The following is a 21,231-nucleotide window of genomic DNA, read 5'->3' as shown; positions in this document are numbered from 1 at the left end:
GTGACGATCGACATCACGGCCGTCGGGCCGCGCACCTGGGTGACCGTGACGCGTCGCGTTCTGGCCGGGCTCTTCGCGCTCAGCTGGCTGACGGTGCCCGGCTTCGGCATCCCCGATCTCCTCGTCACGTGGGACCCGGACTGGTACCAGGTCCTCGAGGCCGGCTGGGGCCTGTTCATGGGGGTCCTGGTGGCGGTCCCGTTCATCGTGCTCGCGGCGGCGCCGCGGTTCTCCGACATCGCGCAGGGTCAGCTTCTCGTCGCCGTCGCCGCCCTGGCGGTCGCCGCCGTCGCCACCGCCGACTGGCGCCTCGGCATCGTCATCGCGCTGCTCGCCGGTGAGGTGTTCATCGCCTCCGGTCTTCCGCGACTTCCCGCTCTCACCCGACCGCGGCGAGCGGGGCCGCTTCTCGCCGTCGCGGTGGTCGCCGCACCCGCATGGATCGCCTACGCGGTCTCGCTGTGGCCGCGGGAGCTGCAGCGACTGATCGATGCGGACTACACGATGGACATCGACCACCTGGGCGTGCAGGGGGCGCTCGCCGTCGCGTTGCCGTCACTCGCGGTCCTCGCGGCGTTCTGGCCGCGCGGACGGATGTTCACGGGGCTCAGCGCAGGCGTCTGCGCGTTCTACCTCGGACTCGTGTCCTGGGCGTGGCCCGAGACCCCGACCGCGCTGCCGCCGGCCTGGTCGGTGGCGTGCGCCGCCTGGGGTCTCGCCGTCGCCGTGCTCGCGCCCGTGCTCAGGCCGCGGGGACGGTCGCGTCGCGGTACAGCTCGTCCTCGACCGCATGAGCGCGGATCGAGTGCCCCTGCGATGTGAGGCACTTGCCGCTGCGCAGGTCCCAGCTCCAGTCGTGGAGGCTGCAGGTCAGCACGCCGTCCTCGATCTTGCCGGTCTTGGTGAGGTCTGCACGCAGGTGCGGGCAGCGCCGCTGCACCACCCAGTCGCCGAGCTGGGCGTCCTCGGTCTGGTCGGACTGCTCCGCGTACCAGTTCTCGACGTACTCGATGCGGTCCCGCGACAAGCACTTCAGGAACGTCGTGAGGAACTCATTGAACTTGCCGGAGCGTCCGACCTCGAACTGCATCGACAGGAAGATCGAGTTCGACCAATCGATCTCGTGGTCGGCGATGTTCGTCGAGACGAGGTCTGCGGGGATCGTGTACCAGTAGATACACTCCTCACCCGCGTACTCGCGGACCTTCGCCTTCGGGAAGTCCACGACCATGTCGAGTTCGCCGATGCGGAAGCGCACGTTGCCGCCGACGCCGTCCCGGATGGTGCGGGCACGGCGCAGGAGCGGCTCCCACCACTCCTTGATGGCGGCGAGCATCTCCTCGGGCGGCAGCACGGGCGCCCGGCGTGCCTCCTCGGCGCGGACCTCGTCCTGGCGCGAGTCGCGCTGCTCGGCGAGGTACTCCCACTTCTCGCCGAAGATCCGTGCGATCTCGGCGTCCGTGTACAGGGTCTGGGTCACCGTGAGGTCGGCGTGGTCGAGGTCGACCTGCGTACCGGGCACGAACAGGTAACCCTGCTGGTCCGGGCGCTCGACGGCCATGTGGTCGAGGAACTGCTGCTGATCGGTGAAGATCGCGTCGTCCTCGATGCCCCATCCGTTGTAGCGGAAGAGCTCCTCGCGCAGGAACATCGGCGGTCCCGCCATCGGGAAGACGTGCTCCGCATCCACCTTCTCGATGTAGTACAGGGCGCGCTTGTTCTGCGCGTCGCGCTTGAGCTTCGCGAAGTTCCGCTTGGCGTCCTGCGGCAGGTCGTAGACCATCGGCCACCAGATGGCGCCCGAGACCTGCGTGAAGTACGCGTCGGGCTTCGAGAAGGACAGCAGCTTCTCGAGGTCCAGAGGGTGCGAGTCGTTCTGATTGAGCATGCTCGCGGTGCCGTCGTCGACGCTCAGCGACGAGTCGCCGATCGGACCGTCCGACGGAGCCCGCAGCGGCGTGACCATCAGCTTGAGCTCGCCGTACTCGAGCGAGACACCCGCCTGCGTGTAGACGATGTTGTCGTACCCGAGATTGCGGAGGTCGGTCTCGAGGTCGTCCGTCGGGTACTCGGGCAGCAGGACCTTGATGTCCTTCGGAACGTACTGCTCGAGCAGTCGCGGGTCGAAGTGGTCGCGGTGCCGGTGCGAGATGTAGAGGAAGTCGGCCTTCCCGAAGCGCTCCCAGTCGAGACCGCGGTTGTCCGGGAACGGGAACCACGAGCCGAAGAAGCTCGGCCCGAGAACGGGGTCGCAGAGGATGCTGCCGCCCGTGGTCTCGATGAACATGCCGGCGTGACCGAGCCCCGTGATTCGCATGGAGTCCTCCCGTTTCGAACGGTTCGAGCCTATCCGAGGGTCTCGGGAGCGACCCGCGCGACCGGCCGGAACAAATGTGCGGGCTCAGTCCCGCGGTGGTGCCCCCTCGCCCCGCAGGAGCGCGAACAGGTCCCCCACGGGGGCGAGGTGCTGCAGCTTGTCCGGATTCAGCTGGTTCGCGATCGCCTGGATGCCACCGTCCTCGACGTGGAGGGTCACGACCGACAGGGTCGCACCGTCCGCGCCGCGGAAGCGCAGCGTGGGCTCCGCATTCGCGACCGTCTGCTCGAGCTCCACGCCGAGCACGGCGCCGCGGCGCATGAGCCCGACGAGGAACCGTGCCACGGCGAGATCCCCGGTCATCGGACGTTGGATGGCGGGCGCCTTGCCGCCGCCGTCAGCCATGAGCACGACATCGTCGGCGAGCACGCGCATGACCGCGTCGACATCTCCGTCGCGCAGCGCTCGGACGAAGTCGTCGACGACCCGTCGGGTCTCGGCATCCGTCGCCCTCGACGCGGCACGGCCCGCCGACACCCGCTGCCGCGCGCGATGGAGGATCTGGCGGCAGGCCGCCGGCTCCCGCTCCACGATCTCGGCGATCTCCCCGTACTCATAGCCCAGTGCCTCGCGCAGGACGAACACCGCCCTTTCCGTCGGCCCCAGGCGCTCCAGCATCGTCAGCACCGCGATGGACAGCGTGTCGTCGTGCTCGATGCGGTGCGCGGGGTCGGCGTCGTCGGCCAGCAGCGGCTCCGGGAGCCATGGCCCGACGTACACCTCCCGCACCCTCCGGGCTGATCGCAGCGCGTCGATCGACAGGCGGGTGGTGACGGTCGAGGCGAACGCGTCCGGTCGATCGATCCGCTCCCCGGTGCGCGCGTGCTCGTGCAAGCGCAGCATCCCGGCCTGCACGATGTCCTCGGCGTCGGTGACGCTGCCGAGCATGCGGTAGGCGATCGAGAACATGAGGGGACGGAGCCTCGGAGCCTCCACGGCGAGATCCATTCTTCGAGCCTGTCACAAACCGAGACGTCGCCCGTCGGAGGGGGTGAGGAAAGGAAAACCCGACATGAAGATCTTCATCGCAGGCGCATCCGGTGCGATCGGCTCCCGGCTCGTCCCGCTGCTCGTCGCCGCGGGACACGACGTCACCGGCACCTCGCGGACAGACACCGGCGCGCGTCGCATCGAGGCCGCCGGCGGCCACGGCGTCACCATGGACGGGAGGGACTCCGCATCCATCCGTCGCGCTGTGCTCGAGGCGCTCCCCGACGTCGTGGTCCACGAGCTCACCTCGTTGTCCGCGGGCTTCGACTTCAAGCGGTTCGACGAGGTGTTCGCCGCCACGAACGACATGCGCACACGCGGCACCGACGCGCTCATCGCCGCCGCCCAGGAGGCCGGGACCGAGCGGATCCTCGTGCAGAGCTACACGGGCTGGCCGAACGCACGCACCGGTGGCCCGGTGAAGACCGAAGAGGACCCGCTGGATCCGGATCCGGCGCCCGCCGTGCGCCGCACGCTGGCCGCGATCGCCCACACGGAACGCGCGACGGTGGATGCCGGCGGCCTCGCGCTGCGCTACGGCAACCTGTACGGCCCTGGCCAGGCGCTCGGCGAGGGCGGCCAGATGCTCGACGTCGTGCGCAAGCGGCAGTTCCCCATCGTCGGCCGCGGAACCGGGATCTGGTCGTTCTGCCACGTCGAGGACGCTGCGTCCGCGACCGCCGCAGCCGTGTCGCACGGCGCACCGGGCCTGTACAACATCGTCGACGACGAGCCCGCACCGGTCTCCGAGTGGCTCCCCGTCCTCGCACAGGCCGTCGGCGCGAAGCGGCCGATGCACGTGCCGGGCTGGGTGGCGCGCACGATGGTCGGCGAGTTCGGCGTCGCGTGGATGACGACGGCCCGCGGTTCGTCGAACGCCAAGGCGAAGGCCGCGCTGGAGTGGTCGCCGCGATACGCCTCGTGGCGCGACGGCTTCCGCACGGGCCTCGGCGTCGTCACGGCCGCCGCCGCGTAGCGCCGTCAGGCGTCGAAGAGGCCGCGGATGTCGTCGGCGGTGAGCGCCTGGCCGAAGAGTGCGTCATCGTCCATGACGGCCTGGAACAGGCGCGCCTTGCGCTGCTGGAGCGCCATGACCTTGTCCTCGATGGTGCCTTCGGCGATCATCCGGTAGACGTTCACGGGACGGGTCTGGCCGATGCGGTGCGTGCGATCGACGGCCTGCGCCTCGACAGCCGGGTTCCACCACGGATCGAGAAGGAACACGTAGTCCGCCTCCGTCAGCGTCAGGCCGAAGCCGCCGGCCTTCAGCGAGATGAGGAACACCGGCTCCTCCCCCGAACGGAATCCTTCGATGACGCGCGCGCGATGCCGCGTCGAGCCGTCGAGCATCGCGTATCCGACGCCGTCGCGTTCCAGCCGTGCTCGCACGAGGTCGAGGTACGACGTGAACTGACTGAAGACGAGCACGCGGTGTCCCTCGGCGACGATCTGCTCGAGCTGCTCCATCAGGGCCTCGAGCTTGCTCGACGGGATGTGCGCGTGGTCCGGGTCGACGAGCCCGGGGGCGAGGCTCAGCATGCGCAGCAGTGTCAACGACCGGAAGACGATGAACCGGTTGCGATCGAGGTCCTCGAGAAGCCCCAGGACCTTCTGCCGCTCCCGCTGGAGCGTCGCGTCGTAGATCGCGCGATGCGCGGGTTCGAGTTCGATGCGCAGCAGCTGCTCCTGCTTGGGCGGAAGGTCGGCTGCGACGAGCTCCTTCGTACGGCGCAGGACGAGCGGGCGGATGCGGCGGCGCAGTCGTGCGAGCCGCCCGGCGCGGAAGGGCCCGCCCTCCTGGTTCTCCGGAACCTTGCCCTTCTCGATCGGACCGATGTACTCCTCGCGGAACCGGCGGCCGGACGCGAAGAGCCCGGGCGCTGTGAGCGAGAGGAGCGCCCACAGCTCAGACAGGCTGTTCTCCAGCGGCGTGCCGGTCACGGCGTAGTGCGCATCGGCACGCAGGCGCCCGGCGGCGCGGTGCAGCTTCGTCTGCGGATTCTTGACGAACTGCGCCTCGTCGAGGACGACGGCGGCCCACTCGACGCCCGCGAAGGCGTCGGCATCCAGCCGCAGGATCGTGTACGACGTCACGAGGATGTCGGCCGCCGAAGCCGCATCCCCCACGCTCGACCGGCGCTTTCCCGTCGTCGCATCGACGACCTCGACACGCAGATCGGGGGTGAATCGCGCGGCCTCCGCACGCCATGTCGAGAGCACGGATGCGGGCGCGACGACGAGCACCGGCCTCGTCTCGCCCTGCTCCCGCATGTGCTGCACGAAGGCGAGCATCTGCAGCGTCTTCCCGAGGCCCATGTCGTCCGCGAGGATCCCGCCCAGCCGGTGGCGCCACAGGAAGGCCAGCCAGTCGAGCCCGTCCTGCTGGTACGGACGGAGGGATGCCACAAGCCCCGCGGGTGCGGGAGTGCGCTCGACGCGGGTCTCGGCGCGCAGCCCCTCCGCCAGTGCACGCCACGCGACGGCGGGCTGCGCCTCGTCGGCGAGGTCCTCGAAGTCGGCCCACAGATCCGTCTGGTGGCGGCTGATGCGGGTCGTACCCGCATCCCACTCGGCCAGCTCGCCGGCCTCTTCGAGGAGGTCTTTGAGCCGTTGCAGCGCGGGATGCGACAGCGAGAAGTAGGCGCCGTCCTGGAGCAGCAGCTTCTTCTTGCCCTTCGACAGAGCGCGGAACAACGGCGTGAACGGAATCACGCGGCCGTCGATCGTGAGGAGCACGCCCAGATCGAACCAGTCCGGATCGGTCGACTCGACCGTCGTGACGGTGATGCGCGGATCCTCTTCGAGGAGACGATAGGCGTGCGGAGTGCCGGCGACCTCGACTCGGAGCCCGGGGACGCCCTCGAGCGCGGGAACGAGTTCCGCCGCGAACTCGGCGGCGGCGACGTCGTTGAGAACGCCGCTCGACACCAACGGCCGCTCCGTCGCCTCCGCCCACGCCGCGCGAAGGCGCGATGCGGCCTCCGACTCGAAATCGGGGTCGCGGATCCGGTCGCTCTCTCGGCTGTCGAAGGGGACGCGGGCAGACCCCGGGTAGTCCCACGAGAAGCGGTAGGTCAGCACATGACCGGCCCCGTGGACGATGGTCAGCACGAGTGCGGGTTCGGGCCGCGCGGGGAGCTCGACTCCGGCTCCCGCGCGGACCGTGGTCGTCAGCGCGATCCGTGGGTAGTGCTCGCTCAGGAACTCGGCGGTTTCATCCGGCGGCACGTCTACCCCGCCCGGACGGCCGAGCAACGCAGCCACCGGTGCGCTGAGACGCGCCGGCGCGAGCGTGATGGTGACCTCGCCGCCGTCGTACGCCAGCGCATACGCGCCGGTGCGTCCGATCGGGCGGATGCTGCCCGCATCCACCGTCTCGCCGTCGATCGTCGCGACGGCCGTGAGCCGGAGCGCTTCGCGGTCCCTCGTGATCTCGAGAGCGACGTCTGCGCCGCCCGCGAGAACGACCGACCGGTTCTTCTTCGTGCCGATGAAGGGGACGCCGAGCCCCTCGGCCGCGGCGAGGTGCGCCCACAGCAGCTCGGACCCGACCGTGTCGAGGGTGATCCACTCGGACGAGTCGAGCGGAGTCCCGAGCGCCCGGATGTCCCTCGTGAGGGCATGCAGCTCTGCGAACCAGCGCGCCTGCGCCTCGTCGTGCGGGCCGCCGGGTCTCCGCAGCGACTCCCATGACACGTCGCCCTTGATCCAGTTCCCGGTCGACGCGCTCCGCACGTAGGGGCGGATGCCGAGGAGCAGCTCGCGGTCCGGGCGCACCGGCCCCGAGAGCCTCGCCTCCTGCGTGCGCGGCGAAGACCATGCCGAACGCTGCGGCAGCCGCTCTCGCACCTCGAAGCCGAGGGCCAGCAGGACGCGCGCCCGCGCAGGTGCGTCCGCCTCAGCGATCAGATCGCGCCAGCCGCGCACGCGCCGCGGGGCAGCGGACGACATCTGCGTCGTGCGGATCGGCTCCGCCAGGGTACGCGAAGGGGTTCGTTCCGGAACCGCAGGATCCGGCTCCCCCGGCGCAACCAGGGCATTGCTCGCGAGCATGGCCGCGACGGCGTGCTTGCAGTCCTCCTCCACCGGGCAGGTGCATCGGGCTGACAGAATACGCGCCGACCCTGCGTCGAGGGTCACCGTCGTGCGATAGGCGGCACCCCTGCTCCCGCTGACATCGGCACTCAGCGTGCGGCTGGCCTCGTTCCAGGTGAGCGCCCGAACGGCACCGCTGTGGAAGTAGCCGACCCCGCGCTCGAACGATCCTCCCTGCGTCCGGCGACGGATCAGCTCGGGATCGAAGTATGGCGCCGGCACGTCCACCACGTTAGGCGACGCCCGCGACACTCACGCCGCGGGCCGAATCAGCTCGAGCGCGCGACCCGCGCGAGCACGCCGTGCACGAACGCGCCCGACTCCTCCGTGGAGAACTCCTTGGCGAGCTCCACGGCCTCGTCGATCGCGACCGCGGAGGGGACCTGGTCGTTGTACAGGATCTCCCACGTCGCGATGCGCAGCACCGCACGGTCCACGGCGGGCATGCGTGCGAGCGACCAGTCCTTCGAGGAGGTCGTGATCTGCTCGTCGATCTCGTCGTGGTTGTCGATGATGCCGTCGACGATGTCGCGCGCGTACAGCCACGAGGCCTCGCGCGCCGGCTCGTTCGCCGCCCGCTTCGCCTCGGCGGCGAGCACGACGCCGAGCTCCTCCCCTCGCACGTCGGCCTGGAAGAGGATGTCGAGGGCGCGCTTGCGCGCCTTGGTGCGTGCGCTCATGGATGGCGCGCGTCAGCTCACGCGGCCGAGGTAGTCGCCCGTGCGCGTGTCGACCTTGACCTTGGTCCCGGTCTCCAGGAACAGCGGGACCTGGATCTCGTAGCCGGTCTCGACCGTGGCGGGCTTCGTGCCGGCCGACGAGCGGTCGCCCTGCAGACCCGGTTCGGTGTACGTGATCTCGAGGACGACGGATGCCGGCATGTCGATGTACAGCGGGTTGCCGTTGTTCAGGGCGATCGTCACCTGCTGGTTCTCCAGCAGGAAGTTCGCCGCATCCCCGACCGTCGCCGCGCCGACCGTGATCTGGTCGTAGTCGGAGACGTCCATGAAGACGAAGCCGTCGCCGTCGTTGTACAGGTACTGGAAGTCGCGGCGGTCGACGTTCTCGATCTCGATCTTCGCGCCCGCGTTGAACGTCTTGTCGACGACCTTGCCGGTCAGGACGTTCTTCATCTTGGTGCGGACGAACGCGCCGCCCTTGCCCGGCTTGACGTGCTGGAACTCGACGATGCTCCAGAGCTGGCCGTCGATGTTGAGGACGACGCCGTTCTTGATGTCTGCGGTCGATGCCATGAGTCTTCTGTTCCGTTTCGTGAAGTTCGCGGGCGCGTGGACGCCCAACATCCCATTCTATGGGATGCGGCGTACCGAGCCTGCGAGCGGGCCGTTCAGCCCTCTGCCTGGCCGGCGATGATGTCGATGAGACGCTCGGTCGCGGTGGCGTACCCGCGCACGCCCTCGCCGATCACATGCACGATGGCGACGTCCGCGACATAGGAGTGGCGGCGGAACTCCTCCCGCTGCTGCACGTCGGAGATGTGCACCTCGGCGACCGGCAGCGCGACGCCGAGGAGGGCGTCGCGCAGCACGACGGAGGTGTGCGTGAGCCCCGCCGGGTTGATGACGATGCCGTCGCAGTCCTCGCGCGCTGCGTGGATCGCATCGAGCAGGACGCCCTCGTGGTTGCTCTGCACGGCACGGACGACGAAACCGCGGGATGCGGCGGCCTCCGCCGTGATGCGCTCGACGTCGGCCAGGGTCTCGGTGCCGTAGATCTCCGGCTCCCGGGTGCCGAGGAGGTTGAGGTTCGGTCCGTTCAGGAGAAGCAGTCGATGCGTCGTCACGAGCCCACCGTACCGCGGAGGGTCGCCGTCGTCAGCCGGCGACCTCCTGGTATGCGGCGAACAGGAGCGACTCGTCGGGCGCCTGCAGCACGGTCGGACGGGCGATGTCGTCGAGCACGATGAACCGCAGCATCGAGCCGCGCGCCTTCTTGTCCCGCTGCATCGTCGCGAGCAGCGTCGGCCACGCCCCCGCGCGGTACGTCATCGGCAGGCCCAGCGCACCGAGGATGTCGCGATGACGCTGGACCGCGCCATCCGGAAGGCGTCCGGCCAGGCGCGAGAGCTCCGCGGCGAACATCATCCCCACCGAGATCGCCGCACCGTGGCGCCACCGGTAGCGTTCGGCGTGCTCGATCGCGTGGCCGAGGGTGTGCCCGTAGTTGAGGACCTCGCGCAGCCCTGCCTCGCGCAGGTCCTCGCCGACGACCCGCGCCTTCATGTCGATCGCGAGCTCGATACTGCGGCGGAACGCCTCGGAGCGCGGGTCGACGACCGCGACGGGGTCGGCCTCGATGAGGTCGAGGATCTCCGGATGCCAGATGAATCCGGCCTTCACGACCTCGGCGAACCCGGCGACGCGCTCGTTCGGAGACAGCGAGTCGAGCAGGTCGAGGTCGCAGATGACCGCGCGGGGGGGCCAGAACGCGCCCACGAGGTTCTTCCCCTCGGCGGTGTTGATACCGGTCTTGCCGCCGACGGCGGCATCGACCATGCCGAGGACGGTCGTCGGCACCTGGACGACGGCGACGCCGCGCAGCCACGTGGCTGCGACGAATCCGGCGAGGTCGGTCACCGCTCCCCCGCCGAAGCCGACGACGGCATCCGTGCGAGTGAAGTCGGCCTGGCCCATGACCTGCCAGCAGAAGGCGGCGACCTCGACGCGCTTGCCCTGCTCGGCATCGGGGATCTCCGCGAGGAGCACCTGACGGTCGGCGCCGAGGGCGCGACGCAGCCCCTCCGCCTGTTCGGCGAGCGTCGGCGGGTGCACGATGAGGACCTTCTGCGCGCCCGCCGGCAGTGCCTCGGCGAGACCCTGGACGACCCCGCGGCCGATGGTGATGTCGTAGGGCTGATCCCCCGCGACCTGGATCGTCGTCGTGTCGCTCACTGTGCGCCTTCCTCGTCCTCTTCGTCCTGCGTGACCCCGCCGTCGGTGCCGTCGCCAGGAGAGCCGCCGACCCAGGCAGCGATCGCCTCCGCGACCGCGCCGAGCGGACCGTGCGATGTGTCGAATGTCGCGTCGGCGAGCTCCTCGTACACGGGGCGTCGCGCCTCATAGATCTCGCGCCACCGTCCGACGGGGTCGTCGGCCTGCAGGAGCGGCCGATTCGTCCCCTGGATGCGGGATGCCACGATCCGCGGCTCCACTGTCAGCAGCACCACGCGGTGTCCGCCCAGGAGCGCCCGGGTTCCGGCATCCATCACCGCGCCCCCGCCGAGCGCGACCACGCCGCCCGCATCCAGCGCCTCAGCGACCGCATCCCGCTCGAGTTCGCGGAACCGGGCCTCGCCCTGCTCGGCGAAGATCCGCTCGATCGGTCCGTGGGCGCGGGCGATGGCCGCGTCGCTGTCCACGAACGAGACGCCGAGCATCTTCGCCACCCGGCGGCCGATGCTCGTCTTGCCCGCCCCCATGGGGCCGATCAGGACGACCGCGCTCACAGCAGGGCGGCGTCGCTCGCCGCCGTGCTGCGCAGCGCCTCCGGGATCGACGCCAGGTACGACTCGAGGTTGCGGCGCGTCTCGGCGACGTTGTCTCCGCCGAACTTCTCCAGCACGACGTCGGCGAGGACGACGGCGACCATGGCCTCCGCGACGACGCCGGCGGCGGGGACCGCGCACACATCGGAGCGCTGGTGGTGGGCGGACGCCGTCTCCCCCGTCGCGACATCCACGGTCCGCAGCGCGTGAGGCACCGTCGCGATCGGCTTCATCCCGGCGCGCACGCGCAGGACCGTACCCGTCGACATGCCGCCCTCCGTGCCGCCGGCGCGATCGGACGAGCGCGTGATGCCGTCATCCGTCACGAAGAGCTCGTCGTGGGCGGCGGAGCCGCGGCGGCGGGTCGTCTCGAAGCCGTCGCCGACCTCGACGCCCTTGATGGCCTGGATGCTCATGAGCGCCTGTGCGAGCTTCGCGTCCAGGCGGCGGTCCCACTGCACGTGGGAGCCGAGCCCCGGCGGCAGGCCGTACGCGAGCACTTCGACGATGCCGCCGAGCGTGTCGCCGTCCTTGCGGGCGTCGTCGACCTCCGCGACCATGCGTGCCGACGTCGCGGCGTCGAAGCAGCGCAGCGGATCGGCGTCGAGTGCGTCGACGTCGCCGGGCGTCGGCAGCGGCGAGCCGTCGGGGACCTGCACGGGGCCGATCGACAGCGTGTGGCTCACGAGACCGATGCCCAGCTCGCCGAGGAAGCCACGGGCCAGGGCGCCGAGGGCGACGCGTGCGGCCGTCTCGCGGGCGCTCGCGCGCTCCAGGATCGGGCGGGCCTCGTCGAACCCGTACTTCTGCATGCCGACGAGGTCGGCGTGGCCCGGACGCGGGCGCGTCAGCGCGGCGCTGCGGCCGCGCGACTTGTCGGTGAGCTCCACGGGATCCGGGCTCATCACCTCGACCCACTTGGGCCACTCGGTGTTGCCGATGCGCAGCGCGATCGGGCTTCCGAGCGTGTAGCCGTGCCGGACGCCCGACGAGATCGTCAGCTCGTCCTCTTCGAACTTCATGCGGGAACCGCGCCCGTAGCCGAGCTTCCGGCGGGCGAGGTCGGCGCGGATGGCGTCGGACGACACGGGGACGCCGGCAGGCAGACCCTCCATGACGGCGACGAGTTCGGGGCCGTGGGATTCACCGGCCGTGAGCACGCGGAGCATTGCTCCAGTCTCCCACGACCGCGCCGCCGCCCTCGCGCCTGTGACGGCCGCGGGCGCGGCCATCACGGCTATGAGCGTCAATCGACGGCGATCGACGCCCGCATCGCGGCCAGGACGTGCTCCTCGTCGGCGAGCGGCACCGCCGGGTCGCCGTGCACGAAGACGCGCACCTGCAGGAGGGCCTGGTGCAGCAGCATCCCCAGTCCCCAGACGGCCTGATTCCCGTGCCGCTCCCACGCGAGGGCCAGAGCCGTCGGCCAATGCCCGTAGACGACGTCGTACAGGAGGCCCCCGGCCTCGGCGAGGGCCTGGGCCGCCTCCCCGGCGATCGGGGCGTCTCCAGGCAGAGTCGAGATCGTCACGTCGCCCTGCGTGAAGGCCCCGGCATCGAGGGCGGAGGCGGACACCCGCATCCCGAGACGTCCGCCGAATGCAGCGAGGGATGCCGCGGCCTCGGGTCGGCGCGCGACGACGTCGACCTGCTCGGCGCCGAGTTCGGCGAGCGCGACGACGGCGGAGGTCGCCGTCGCCCCCGCGCCGACGATGCGAGCCCGCGGCGGTGCATCGATCCCGTGTTCGCGGAGGTCCTGGACGATTCCGCCGACGTCCGTGTTGAACCCGCGCGGGCCGTCGTCTGAGATCAGCAGCGTGTTCACCGCGCCGGTCAGGTCGGCCGGCCGGTCGAGGGTGACGGATGCGGCGCGCGCGACGCCCTTCAGCGGCATCGTGAGCGACAGCCCGCGGAAGGAGGCGTCCAGTCCCGCCAGCTCGCCGGCGAACGATTCCTCGTCGACGCGCCGACGGCCGTACGACCAGTCGAGACCGAGTGCCGCGTAGGCGGCCGCATGCAGCAGCGGTGAGCGGCTGTGTGCGATGGGGTCGCCCCACACCTCCAGCCGGGCGCCGACGGGCGTCAGCATCCCGAGTTCGGGTGCGCCGTGCACCACGTGCGCATCTGCTGCACGGCCTTCTGCTGGTCCGCGTACGTCGTGGAGAAGACGGTCTCGCCCGTGTCCATGTTGACGGTCGTGAAGTACAGCCACGGTCCGTCCACCGGGTGCATCGCGGCGTCGATCGCGAGGTCGCCGGGGCTCGAGATCGGCCCGATCGGAAGCCCCGCGTGCACATACGTGTTCCACGGGTTCGGGTCCTTCAGAGCCTCTGCGGACGAGCTCGCCGTTCCGTTGTGGAGCGACCCGTAGCCGTACTGCGCCGTCGAGTCCATCTGCAGCTTGCCGAACGTCTCCTTGTTGTTCGGCTGCAGGCGGTTCTCGATGACGCGCGAGACCTTGTAGAAGTCCTGCGTATTGCGCGCCTCGCGCTGGATGATCGACGCGACGATGAGGACGCGCTCACGATCCGCGACCGGCACACCGGCCTTGTCCAGCGACTGAACCGTGCGGTCGACCATCTTCTTGATGACCTGCTGCGCCGTCACGCCGGGTCCGAAGGTGTACTGCGCGGGGAACAGCCAGCCTTCGAGACTCTGCGCCGTGACGCCGTAGTCGGCGGGCTTCGCGGCCGCCGCCTGGAGCTGGTCGAGCGGGATCTTCAGGCTCCCGGACAGGTTCTTGAGGATCTGGTCCTCCGTGAGCCCCTCGCGCAGGAGCGCGGTGTTCTGCAGCTTCGTCGACGGGTCCTCGAGCGCCTTCAAGGCGGCAGCGGACGTCATCTCCTTCTGCAGCTTGTACACACCCGGGTAGAACGTCGGGTTCTGACCCGACTTCACGAGGTACTGATAGAACGCCTGCGAGGTCTTCGTCACGCCCGCGTTGCTGAGCGCCGTGGACACGTTCTTGCCGTTGTCGCCGTCGTTGATGGTCACGAGCGCCTCGCCGTGAGCGAGGCCCGACGCGTAGTCGATCGGCTCGGTCCACCCCATGACCTCGCGCACCTTGCCGCCCACCGGCGAGTTCCACACGGCGAACCCTCCGGCCACCAGTCCGCCGATGAGGACCACGACGATCCCGAGGATGACCCAGCCGCCGGCTCGGCTGTGACCGCGCGAACCGCCGCCCTTGCCTTTGCCCTTGCCCTTGCCGCCTCCCGAGGGCGGACCTCCGGCAGTCGCGAAGAGGTCGTCGAGTGTCGCCGCAGCGGGCTCCGGCGCCGATCGGACGGGGGCGGATGCCGCCGCGGCTGCCGCGTCTCGCACGGGCAGGAGCAGATCGAATGCCGTCGGCTGCACCGCGGGCGCGGGCTGCACGGCCTCCGCCGTCCGCCCCGCCTGGGGCAGGATCGCGGTCGGCGTCTGCGTGATCGGGCCGCTGTCCGCTGCGCGATTCGGCGTCCGCATGGGCCCCGGTTCGTCGGTGTCGCGCACCGACGAGAACGGATCGTCGGTGTCGTCGATCTCATCGCTCAGCGGGTCGGGGAAGCTGCGGACCGGTCGCAGCGGAAGCGGCGTGAAACCCGACGGCTCATCTGCCGGAGCAGTCGCCGGCATCGGCACCGGGAACGCTGTCTGTGGTACGGCAGGGGTGGCGCCCGACTGCGTCGGCACCTCGCCGGTCGCGCGGGCCGCGGCCTCGCGCGCGGCGCGGCGCGAGCCCGGCGCGGGAGCATCGGCAGCAGCCGCCCCTTCATCCGGCAGCGTCGCGGCACTCTGCGGAACCGTGGTCTGCCGGCTCGCTGGCGCCGTCTCGCGGGTGGGCACCGCAGCGGCCTGCGGGCTCCCGAACGGGCCCGTCGACGCGAGGGGCGCGGGTTGAGGAGTGCGCACGGGTCCGGGTGCCGTCATCGACGTGGATCCGGGGCGCGCCGTCTGGCGGTCGCCGAAGATCCCCTCGAAAGGATCGTCGTACGACGTGGGTTCGGGCATCAGGTGGGCTCCTGGGCGGGTTCGACGGTTTCGCCGGGAGCGCTCCCGCTGCTTTTCTCGACGTCGAGCGCCTGCTGCAGGAGGATCACCGCGGCGACCTGGTCAACAATGCTACGAGACGAACGTTGGGATCTCCCTGAGCCGCGCAGCGCCGCGTGGGCCGACACGGTGCTGAGCCGCTCGTCGACCAACCGTACGCCCCGCGATGACGCGGAAGCCAGCGCAGCCGCGAATTCCCTGGCATCCTGCGTCGACGGCGTGTCGTCTCCGCTCATATTGAGCGGAAGTCCGACCACGAGCTCGAACGCACTGTACTCGTCGGCGAGCTCGAGGATGCGGGCGACGGATGCATCCGACCGGGGCACGGTCTCGACAGGAGTGGCGAGCATGCCGTCGGGGTCGCAGCGCGCGACGCCGACCCGGGCCTTGCCCACGTCGACGCCGAGCCGAACGCCCCGGCGGAACCCGGTCACGCGCCCGTCGCCTCCACACCGCGCACGACCGCATCCAACGCCCCTGGCAGGGCCGAGACATCCGTCCCGCCACCCTGTGCGACGTCGTCGCGACCGCCGCCGCCTCCACCGAGGAGACCGGCCGCTGTCTTCGCGAGGACACCCGCCTTCGCGCCCCGGTCGCGTGCGGCTTCCGTCGTCGCGACGATGACGACCGGGCGGTCCCCCACCTCGGCGCCGAGCGCCACGACCGCCGCCTCGGAGCCGAGACGCTCCCGGACCTGCAGCACGAGATCGCGCAGGTCGTCCGCCGACGCGGCACGGCCGACGGACTGCGCCACGACGCGGAACGCGCCGGCGCTCGTCGCGGACTCCACGAGAGCGGGGACGCGCTCGCCCAGGGCCTTCGCCTCGAAGGCGGCGATCTTCTTCTCGGCGGCCTTCAGGCTCGCCGTGAGCTCGGCGATGCGAGCGGGCAGACTGTCCCGCGGGGTCTTCAGCGTCGACGTCAGCTGCGACACGATCGCCCGCTCGGCGGCGAGGTCGCGGAACGCGTCCTGGCCGACTAGAGCCTCGACCCGACGGTTCGACGCGCCGACGGACGACTCGCCGACGAGGCTGATGATCCCGATCTCGGCGCTCGTCGACACGTGCGTGCCCGCGCAGAGCTCGCGCGACCACGGGCCGCCGATGTCGACCATGCGCACGGTGTCGCCGTACTTCTCGCCGAAGAGCGCCATCGCGCCGAGCTCCTTGGCCTCGGTCAGCGACAGCACGCGCGTCGTCACCTCGAGGTTGTCGTGGACCGCGTTGTTGGCGATCTCCTCGATCTCGGTCTTCGTGTCGGCGGACAGCGACTGGCCCCATGCGAAGTCGAACCGGAGATACCCGGCGCGGTTCAGCGAACCCGCCTGGGTCGCGGTCTTGCCGAGGGTGTCACGGAGAGCGGCGTGCACGAGGTGCGTCGCCGAGTGCGCCTGACGCGCAGCACGGCGGTTCGCGGCATCCACCACGGACGTCGCCGCCTGCCCGACGCCGACCTCGCCGCTCGTCACCTCGACGGTGTGGCTGACGAGACCGGGGACCGGCTTCTGCACATCGAGCACTTCGAGCTCGTAGCCCGGACCGACGATGACGCCCTTGTCGGCGACCTGGCCGCCGGACTCGGCGTACAGCGCCGTCTCGGCCAGGATGACTTCGGCGATCTGCCCCTGCGTGGCCCGCGGCACCGGTAGCCCGTCGACGAGCAGGCCGAGCACGCTCGACTCCGTCTCGAGGTCCGAGTAGCCGGTGAACACCGTCTCGCCCTGCGCGCGGAAGTCGCGGTAGACGCTCAGGTCGGCGATCGCGCGCTTGCGCGACTTGGCGTCCGCCTTCGCGCGCGTCTTCTGCTCGAGCATCAGCTGATCGAACGCGGCACGGTCGACGGAGAGCCCGGCTTCCTCCGCGACCTCGAGCGTGAGGTCGATCGGGAAGCCGTACGTGTCGTGGAGGAGGAACGCCTCCTTGCCCGCCAGCGCCGCGGCACCGGCATCCTTCGTCTGTCCGATGGCGAGGTCGAGGATCGTCGAGCCCGACGCGAGCGTGCGCAGGAAGGTCTCTTCCTCCGCGTAGGCGTACTGCGAGATGCGGGCCCAGTCGTCGACGACCACCGGGTACGCCGAGGACATCGCGTCGCGCGAGGCGGTGAACAGCTCGGGGAACGACGCGCCCTCGTAGCCGAGGAGGCGCATCGCACGGATCGAGCGCCGCATGAGGCGGCGCAGGATGTAGCCGCGCCCCTCGTTCGACGGCGTGACGCCGTCCGACAGCAGCATCAGGGAGGAGCGCACGTGGTCCGCGATGACGCGGTACCGGACGTCGTCTTCGTGCTCGGCGCCGTAGCGGCGGCCGGTGAGCTCGACCGCACGGTCGAGCACCGGACGCACCTGGTCGATCTCGTACATGTTCTCGACGCCCTGCTTGATGAACGCGACGCGCTCCAGGCCCATGCCGGTGTCGATGTTCTTCTGCGGCAGCTCGCCGACGATCGTGAAGTCGGTCTTGCTCTTCACGTCCGCGATCAGATCCTGCATGAAGACCAGGTTCCAGATCTCGGTGAAGCGGTTGTCGTCGACCGCCGGTCCGCCGTCGCGGCCGTACTTGGGTCCGCGGTCGAAGTAGATCTCCGAGCACGGGCCCGCGGGGCCGGGCTGTCCGGTCGACCAGTAGTTGTCGTCCTTGCCCATGCGCTGGATGCGCTCGGGCGGCAGCCCCGCGACCTTCTGCCACAGCGCCGCGGCCTCGTCGTCGTCCTCATAGACCGTGACCCAGAGGTCGCGCTCGTCGAAGGCGAGGCCGCCGTCGGCCTCAGGCGACGTGAGCAGCTCCCACGCGTAGCCGATCGCGCCTTCCTTGAAGTAGTCGCCGAAGGACCAGTTGCCGAGCATCTGGAAGAACGTGCCGTGGCGGGCGGTCTTGCCGACCTCCTCGATGTCGTTCGTGCGGATGCACTTCTGCACGTCGGCGGCGCGCGCGTAGGGCGCCGGGACCACGCCCGTGAGGTACGGGATGAACGGCACCATGCCCGCGATCGTGAACAGGATCGACGGGTCGTCGCTCACGAGCGACGCCGACGGCACGATGGTGTGGTCGTTCTTCTCGAAGTAGTCGAGATAGCGCTTCGCGATCTCAGCGGTCTTCATGGCGGTGCGGATTCCTCAAGGCAGAGTCGAAGCAGGTCGCCGCACGGCGTGCAGCGACGGAAGCGGTGTTCAGAGGGCGGAAGCCGGACGTTCGGAAGCGTCGTCCTCGTCGCCGGAAGCAGGGCTTCCCGAAAAAGAGGCCTCCTGCGCCCGGTACGCGTCCGTCATCCGGTCGGTGAACTCCGTGATGCGGGCGTCGAGTTCGGCGAGCGCGTCGCGTCCGCGCGGGTCCTTGTTGACGTAGTGCGCGGCGACGAAGCCGCCGAGAACGCCGATCACGAACCACAGGAAGCTCTTCACAACAACTCCTTCGCGTCGCGCCGCGGGCGCGGCTCCCCCCATCGTAGGCGAGAACGCAAGAGGGGCGCCGGGTAGAACCCGGCACCCCTCCTGATGGTTGGCTTGAGCAGGCAACCCACGAAGCGGACTGTGCTCATTCGGACGCGGCGCTTCGCGCGCCGTGTCCGGCCGCGGCCCTAGCGGGCCGCGTAGTACTCGACGACCAGCTGGACGTCACAGACCACGGGGACCTCGACGCGCTTCGGGCGACGCACGAGACGCGCCTGGAGCTTGTCGAGCTCGACCTCGAGGTAGGCCGGCACGGGCGGCAGGACGTCGGCGTGGCCGCCGGCGGCTGCGACCTGGAAGGGCTCGGTGCCCTCGCTGCGCGGCTTGACGTGGATGAGCTGGCCCGGCTTCACACGGAACGACGGGCGGTCGACGAGCTGGCCGTCGACCATGATGTGGCGGTGCACGACCAGCTGGCGCGCCTGCGCCGTGGTGCGGGCGAAGCCGGAACGGAGCACGAGCGCGTCCAGACGCATCTCGAGGAGCTCGACCAGGTTCTCACCGGTCAGGCCGTCCTTGCGGCGGGCCTCGTTGAACGTGTTGCGCATCTGCTTCTCGCGGATGCCGTACTGCTCGCGCAGACGCTGCTTCTCGCGGAGGCGGACGGCGTAGTCGCTGTCCTGCTTGCGCTTGGTGCGGCCGTGCTCGCCCGGAGCGTAGGGACGCTTCTCGAGGTAGCGGGCGGCCTTCGGGGTGAGCGCGACGCCGAGGGCGCGGGACAGACGCACCTTGCGGCGGTCCTGGGACTTCGTGACCACGAAGTGTTCCTTCCTTGACGCGGCCGTGTCGATCACGGCTCGCGGACGTATCGCCTGTCTTCGCCCTGTCCGGACTGCACGCCGGGGCATGCCGAAAGGTATCCAGAAGAGAGGGGATGCCCGAAAACTCGGTTTCGAGCCGCTCAAGTCTACCAGAGGGGATGCCGCGCCCCTGATTCCGCGCTCCGCGGCTGTCTAGAGCACGCGGGCGAGCGCGTACTCCGAGCCGGAACGGGTGCGCTCGACGATTCCGGCATCCACCAGGTGGCGGCGGAGGCCTGCCGGATCGCCGGTGAATCGCGTCAGTCGTTCGGTGAGTTCGCGCTCGTCGACGACCTCTCCGGCTGCCAGCACGTGCGTCGCGATGTGGGCGAACAGCGCCTCGCGCTCAGCCGCGTTCGACGGATAGCGGTCGATCCGCCCGTCGGCGTCCAGGAAGCGATCCACACCCGTCGGGCGCTCGCGCTTCGGCGCCGCAGCCAGAACGCGCGCGAAAGCCCCGGCATCCAGCATCCCCTCGTCGTCGATCACTCCTGCCGAACGCAGCCGGTCGAGCGCGTGCCCGCGTCGCGACGGGCTGAGGCCCGCGCCCGGATCGTCGGCACCCAGCACGATCTCCGCGAACACCGCCCTCGTATCGGGGTTCGCCAGCGCGGCGACGATCGGCCGCCAATCGCCCGCCGTCATGCCTCGAGGATCCTTCGGATCTTCTCGAGCCGCGCCTGCACGTCGCGCTCCTGCCCGTGCGCGGTCGGCTCGTAGTACCGGCGGCCGCGGAGGTCGTCCGGGAGGTACTGCTGAGGAACGATCCCGATGTCGCTGTCGTGCGGGTAGACGTACCCCTTGCCGTGCCCGAGACGCTTGGCGCCCGGATAGTGGGCGTCGCGCAGGTGCACGGGCACGCGCCCGAAGCCGCCCTTGCGCACGTCCGCGATGGCCTGATCGATCGCGAGGTAGGCGGCGTTCGACTTCGCGGTCGTCGCGAGGTAGACCGTCGCCTCGGCGAGCGGGATGCGGCCCTCCGGCATCCCGATGAAGGCGACCGCGTCAGCCGCTGCTACGGCGATCTGCAGCGCCTGCGGGTCGGCGAGGCCGATGTCTTCTGCGGCGGAGATCACGAGCCGCCGCGCGATGAAGCGCGGGTCCTCTCCCGCCTCGATCATGCGCGCGAGGTAATGGACCGCCGCGTCCACATCCGAGCCGCGGATCGACTTGATGAATGCACTGATGACGTCGTAGTGCTCGTCGCCCTGCCGGTCATAACGGAGCAGGGCACGGTCGACGGCCTGCGCGATGGCTTCCGCCGTCACCAGCGGGACGGAGTCGTCGTCCGTCGTCCCGAGCGTGATGGTCGCGGCCGCCTCGAGGGCGGTCAGTGCGCGGCGCGCGTCGCCGGATGCCAGCCGCACGAGCGCCGCACGGGCATCGTCGGCGAGTTCCACCGATCCGTTCAGGCCGCGCGGATCGGTCACGGCCCGATCGACGAGCGCTCCCAGATCGTCGTCGGAGAGCGGCTGGAGGGTGAGCAGAAGAGAGCGCGACAGGAGCGGGGAGATGACCGAGAACGACGGGTTCTCCGTCGTGGCCGCGATGAGGACCACCCATCCGTTCTCGACGCCCGGGAGCAGCGCGTCCTGCTGCGCCTTCGTGAACCGGTGGATCTCGTCCAGGAACAGGATCGTCGACACGCCGTACAGATCGCGCTGGGTGAGCGCCTCCTGCATCACCTCGCGGACGTCGCGGACGCCCGCGGTGACGGCCGAGAGCTCGACGAATCGGCGGCCGGACGTGCGGGCGATCGCCTGGGCGAGCGTCGTCTTCCCCGTGCCCGGAGGGCCCCACAGGATGACGGACACCGGGGTGGATGCCGCCGCATCCGCCTGCGCGAGAGCGCGGATCGGAGACCCCGGCTTCAACAGGTGCGCCTGACCGGCGACCTCCTCCAGCGATGTGGGCCGCATGCGCACCGCAAGGGGCGTCTGCCCCTGGAAGAGCGCGGTCGGCATGGTCACCCGTCCAGGCTATCCGGCGG

19 protein-coding genes are annotated in these 21,231 nt (G+C 70.3%); 2 read left to right on the top strand and 17 right to left on the bottom strand.

Translation table 11 applies throughout. The features are described from left to right. Positions 1 to 822, top strand: coding sequence for a hypothetical protein (locus QSV35_RS10600; RefSeq protein ID WP_286288707.1), 822 nt, complete (start codon positions 1 to 3; stop codon positions 820 to 822). On the opposite strand, the gene QSV35_RS10595 is transcribed toward QSV35_RS10600, so the two are convergent. After that, positions 743 to 2,317 (bottom strand): Rieske 2Fe-2S domain-containing protein, encoded by a 1,575-nt coding sequence (locus tag QSV35_RS10595; protein WP_286288706.1) that lies wholly within the window; start codon positions 2,315 to 2,317, stop codon positions 743 to 745. The two genes, QSV35_RS10600 and QSV35_RS10595, sit on opposite strands and share 80 nt — an antisense overlap. 84 nt (positions 2,318 to 2,401) lie before the next feature. Next, positions 2,402 to 3,325, bottom strand: a complete 924-nt coding sequence (locus tag QSV35_RS10590; RefSeq protein ID WP_286288705.1) for an RNA polymerase sigma-70 factor — start codon at positions 3,323 to 3,325, stop codon at positions 2,402 to 2,404. A 64-nt stretch (positions 3,326 to 3,389) separates the two neighbouring features. Here QSV35_RS10590 and QSV35_RS10585 point away from each other — a divergent pair, with 64 nt between their 5' ends. Then, the gene (locus QSV35_RS10585) at positions 3,390 to 4,343 is read left to right on the top strand and encodes an NAD-dependent epimerase/dehydratase family protein (RefSeq protein ID WP_286288704.1); all 954 of its coding nucleotides are present in this window, start codon (positions 3,390 to 3,392) and stop codon (positions 4,341 to 4,343) included. A gap of 5 nt (positions 4,344 to 4,348) precedes the next feature. Here the strand turns inward: QSV35_RS10585 and QSV35_RS10580 are convergent, their stop codons facing one another. The 15 genes from QSV35_RS10580 to QSV35_RS10510 form a co-directional block, all read right to left on the bottom strand. Next, positions 4,349 to 7,684 carry a DEAD/DEAH box helicase gene (locus QSV35_RS10580; RefSeq protein ID WP_286288703.1) on the bottom strand — a complete coding sequence of 1,112 codons (3,336 nt, stop codon included), beginning with the start codon at positions 7,682 to 7,684 and terminating at the stop codon, positions 4,349 to 4,351. Positions 7,685 to 7,731: 47 nt separating this feature from the next. Continuing rightward, positions 7,732 to 8,142, bottom strand: a complete 411-nt coding sequence (gene nusB, locus QSV35_RS10575; protein ID WP_286288701.1) for a transcription antitermination factor NusB — start codon at positions 8,140 to 8,142, stop codon at positions 7,732 to 7,734. 12 nt (positions 8,143 to 8,154) lie between these two features. Then, positions 8,155 to 8,715, bottom strand: coding sequence for an elongation factor P (gene efp, locus QSV35_RS10570; RefSeq protein WP_286288700.1), 561 nt, complete (start codon positions 8,713 to 8,715; stop codon positions 8,155 to 8,157). A 95-nt stretch (positions 8,716 to 8,810) separates the two neighbouring features. Beyond that, complete coding sequence (gene aroQ / locus QSV35_RS10565) at positions 8,811 to 9,266, bottom strand: type II 3-dehydroquinate dehydratase (protein ID WP_286288699.1); 456 nt, start codon at positions 9,264 to 9,266, stop codon at positions 8,811 to 8,813. 31 nt (positions 9,267 to 9,297) lie between these two features. Continuing rightward, positions 9,298 to 10,374, bottom strand: a complete 1,077-nt coding sequence (gene aroB, locus QSV35_RS10560) for a 3-dehydroquinate synthase (protein WP_286288698.1) — start codon at positions 10,372 to 10,374, stop codon at positions 9,298 to 9,300. Then, entirely contained in the window at positions 10,371 to 10,901 is a 531-nt protein-coding gene (locus QSV35_RS10555) for a shikimate kinase (RefSeq protein WP_286289098.1), read from the bottom strand. Before QSV35_RS10555 ends, aroB begins: the two co-directional genes overlap by 4 nt. Before the next feature lie 23 nt (positions 10,902 to 10,924). Next, complete coding sequence (aroC, locus tag QSV35_RS10550) at positions 10,925 to 12,136, bottom strand: chorismate synthase (protein WP_286288697.1); 1,212 nt, start codon at positions 12,134 to 12,136, stop codon at positions 10,925 to 10,927. 77 nt (positions 12,137 to 12,213) lie between these two features. Next, positions 12,214 to 13,056 carry a shikimate dehydrogenase family protein gene (locus QSV35_RS10545; protein WP_286289097.1) on the bottom strand — a complete coding sequence of 281 codons (843 nt, stop codon included), beginning with the start codon at positions 13,054 to 13,056 and terminating at the stop codon, positions 12,214 to 12,216. Beyond that, positions 13,050 to 14,957: an endolytic transglycosylase MltG gene (gene mltG / locus QSV35_RS10540; RefSeq protein WP_286288696.1), complete on the bottom strand. Its 1,908-nt coding sequence runs from the start codon at positions 14,955 to 14,957 to the stop codon at positions 13,050 to 13,052. Before mltG ends, QSV35_RS10545 begins: the two co-directional genes overlap by 7 nt. Next, positions 14,957 to 15,430, bottom strand: a complete 474-nt coding sequence (ruvX, locus tag QSV35_RS10535; protein ID WP_286288695.1) for a Holliday junction resolvase RuvX — start codon at positions 15,428 to 15,430, stop codon at positions 14,957 to 14,959. The genes mltG and ruvX overlap by 1 nt, the downstream gene beginning before the upstream one ends. Then, entirely contained in the window at positions 15,427 to 18,093 is a 2,667-nt protein-coding gene (alaS, locus tag QSV35_RS10530; protein ID WP_286288694.1) for an alanine--tRNA ligase, read from the bottom strand. Before alaS ends, ruvX begins: the two co-directional genes overlap by 4 nt. Before the next feature lie 69 nt (positions 18,094 to 18,162). Beyond that, entirely contained in the window at positions 18,163 to 18,393 is a 231-nt protein-coding gene (locus tag QSV35_RS10525; RefSeq protein ID WP_286288693.1) for an ATPase, read from the bottom strand. A 176-nt stretch (positions 18,394 to 18,569) separates the two neighbouring features. Beyond that, on the bottom strand, positions 18,570 to 19,199 hold the full coding sequence (rpsD, locus tag QSV35_RS10520) for a 30S ribosomal protein S4 (RefSeq protein ID WP_286288692.1): 630 nt from the start codon (positions 19,197 to 19,199) through the stop codon (positions 18,570 to 18,572). A 195-nt stretch (positions 19,200 to 19,394) separates the two neighbouring features. Next, positions 19,395 to 19,886, bottom strand: coding sequence for a DUF2087 domain-containing protein (locus QSV35_RS10515; protein WP_286288691.1), 492 nt, complete (start codon positions 19,884 to 19,886; stop codon positions 19,395 to 19,397). Then, the gene (locus QSV35_RS10510) at positions 19,883 to 21,205 is read right to left on the bottom strand and encodes a replication-associated recombination protein A (protein WP_286289096.1); all 1,323 of its coding nucleotides are present in this window, start codon (positions 21,203 to 21,205) and stop codon (positions 19,883 to 19,885) included. Before QSV35_RS10510 ends, QSV35_RS10515 begins: the two co-directional genes overlap by 4 nt. Positions 21,206 to 21,231: the final 26 nt, after the last annotated feature.

It is taken from the genome of Microbacterium candidum (assembly GCF_030315975.1).
GTDB lineage: Bacteria > Actinomycetota > Actinomycetes > Actinomycetales > Microbacteriaceae > Microbacterium > Microbacterium candidum.
This window is presented reverse-complemented; position numbering and strand designations above follow the sequence as displayed.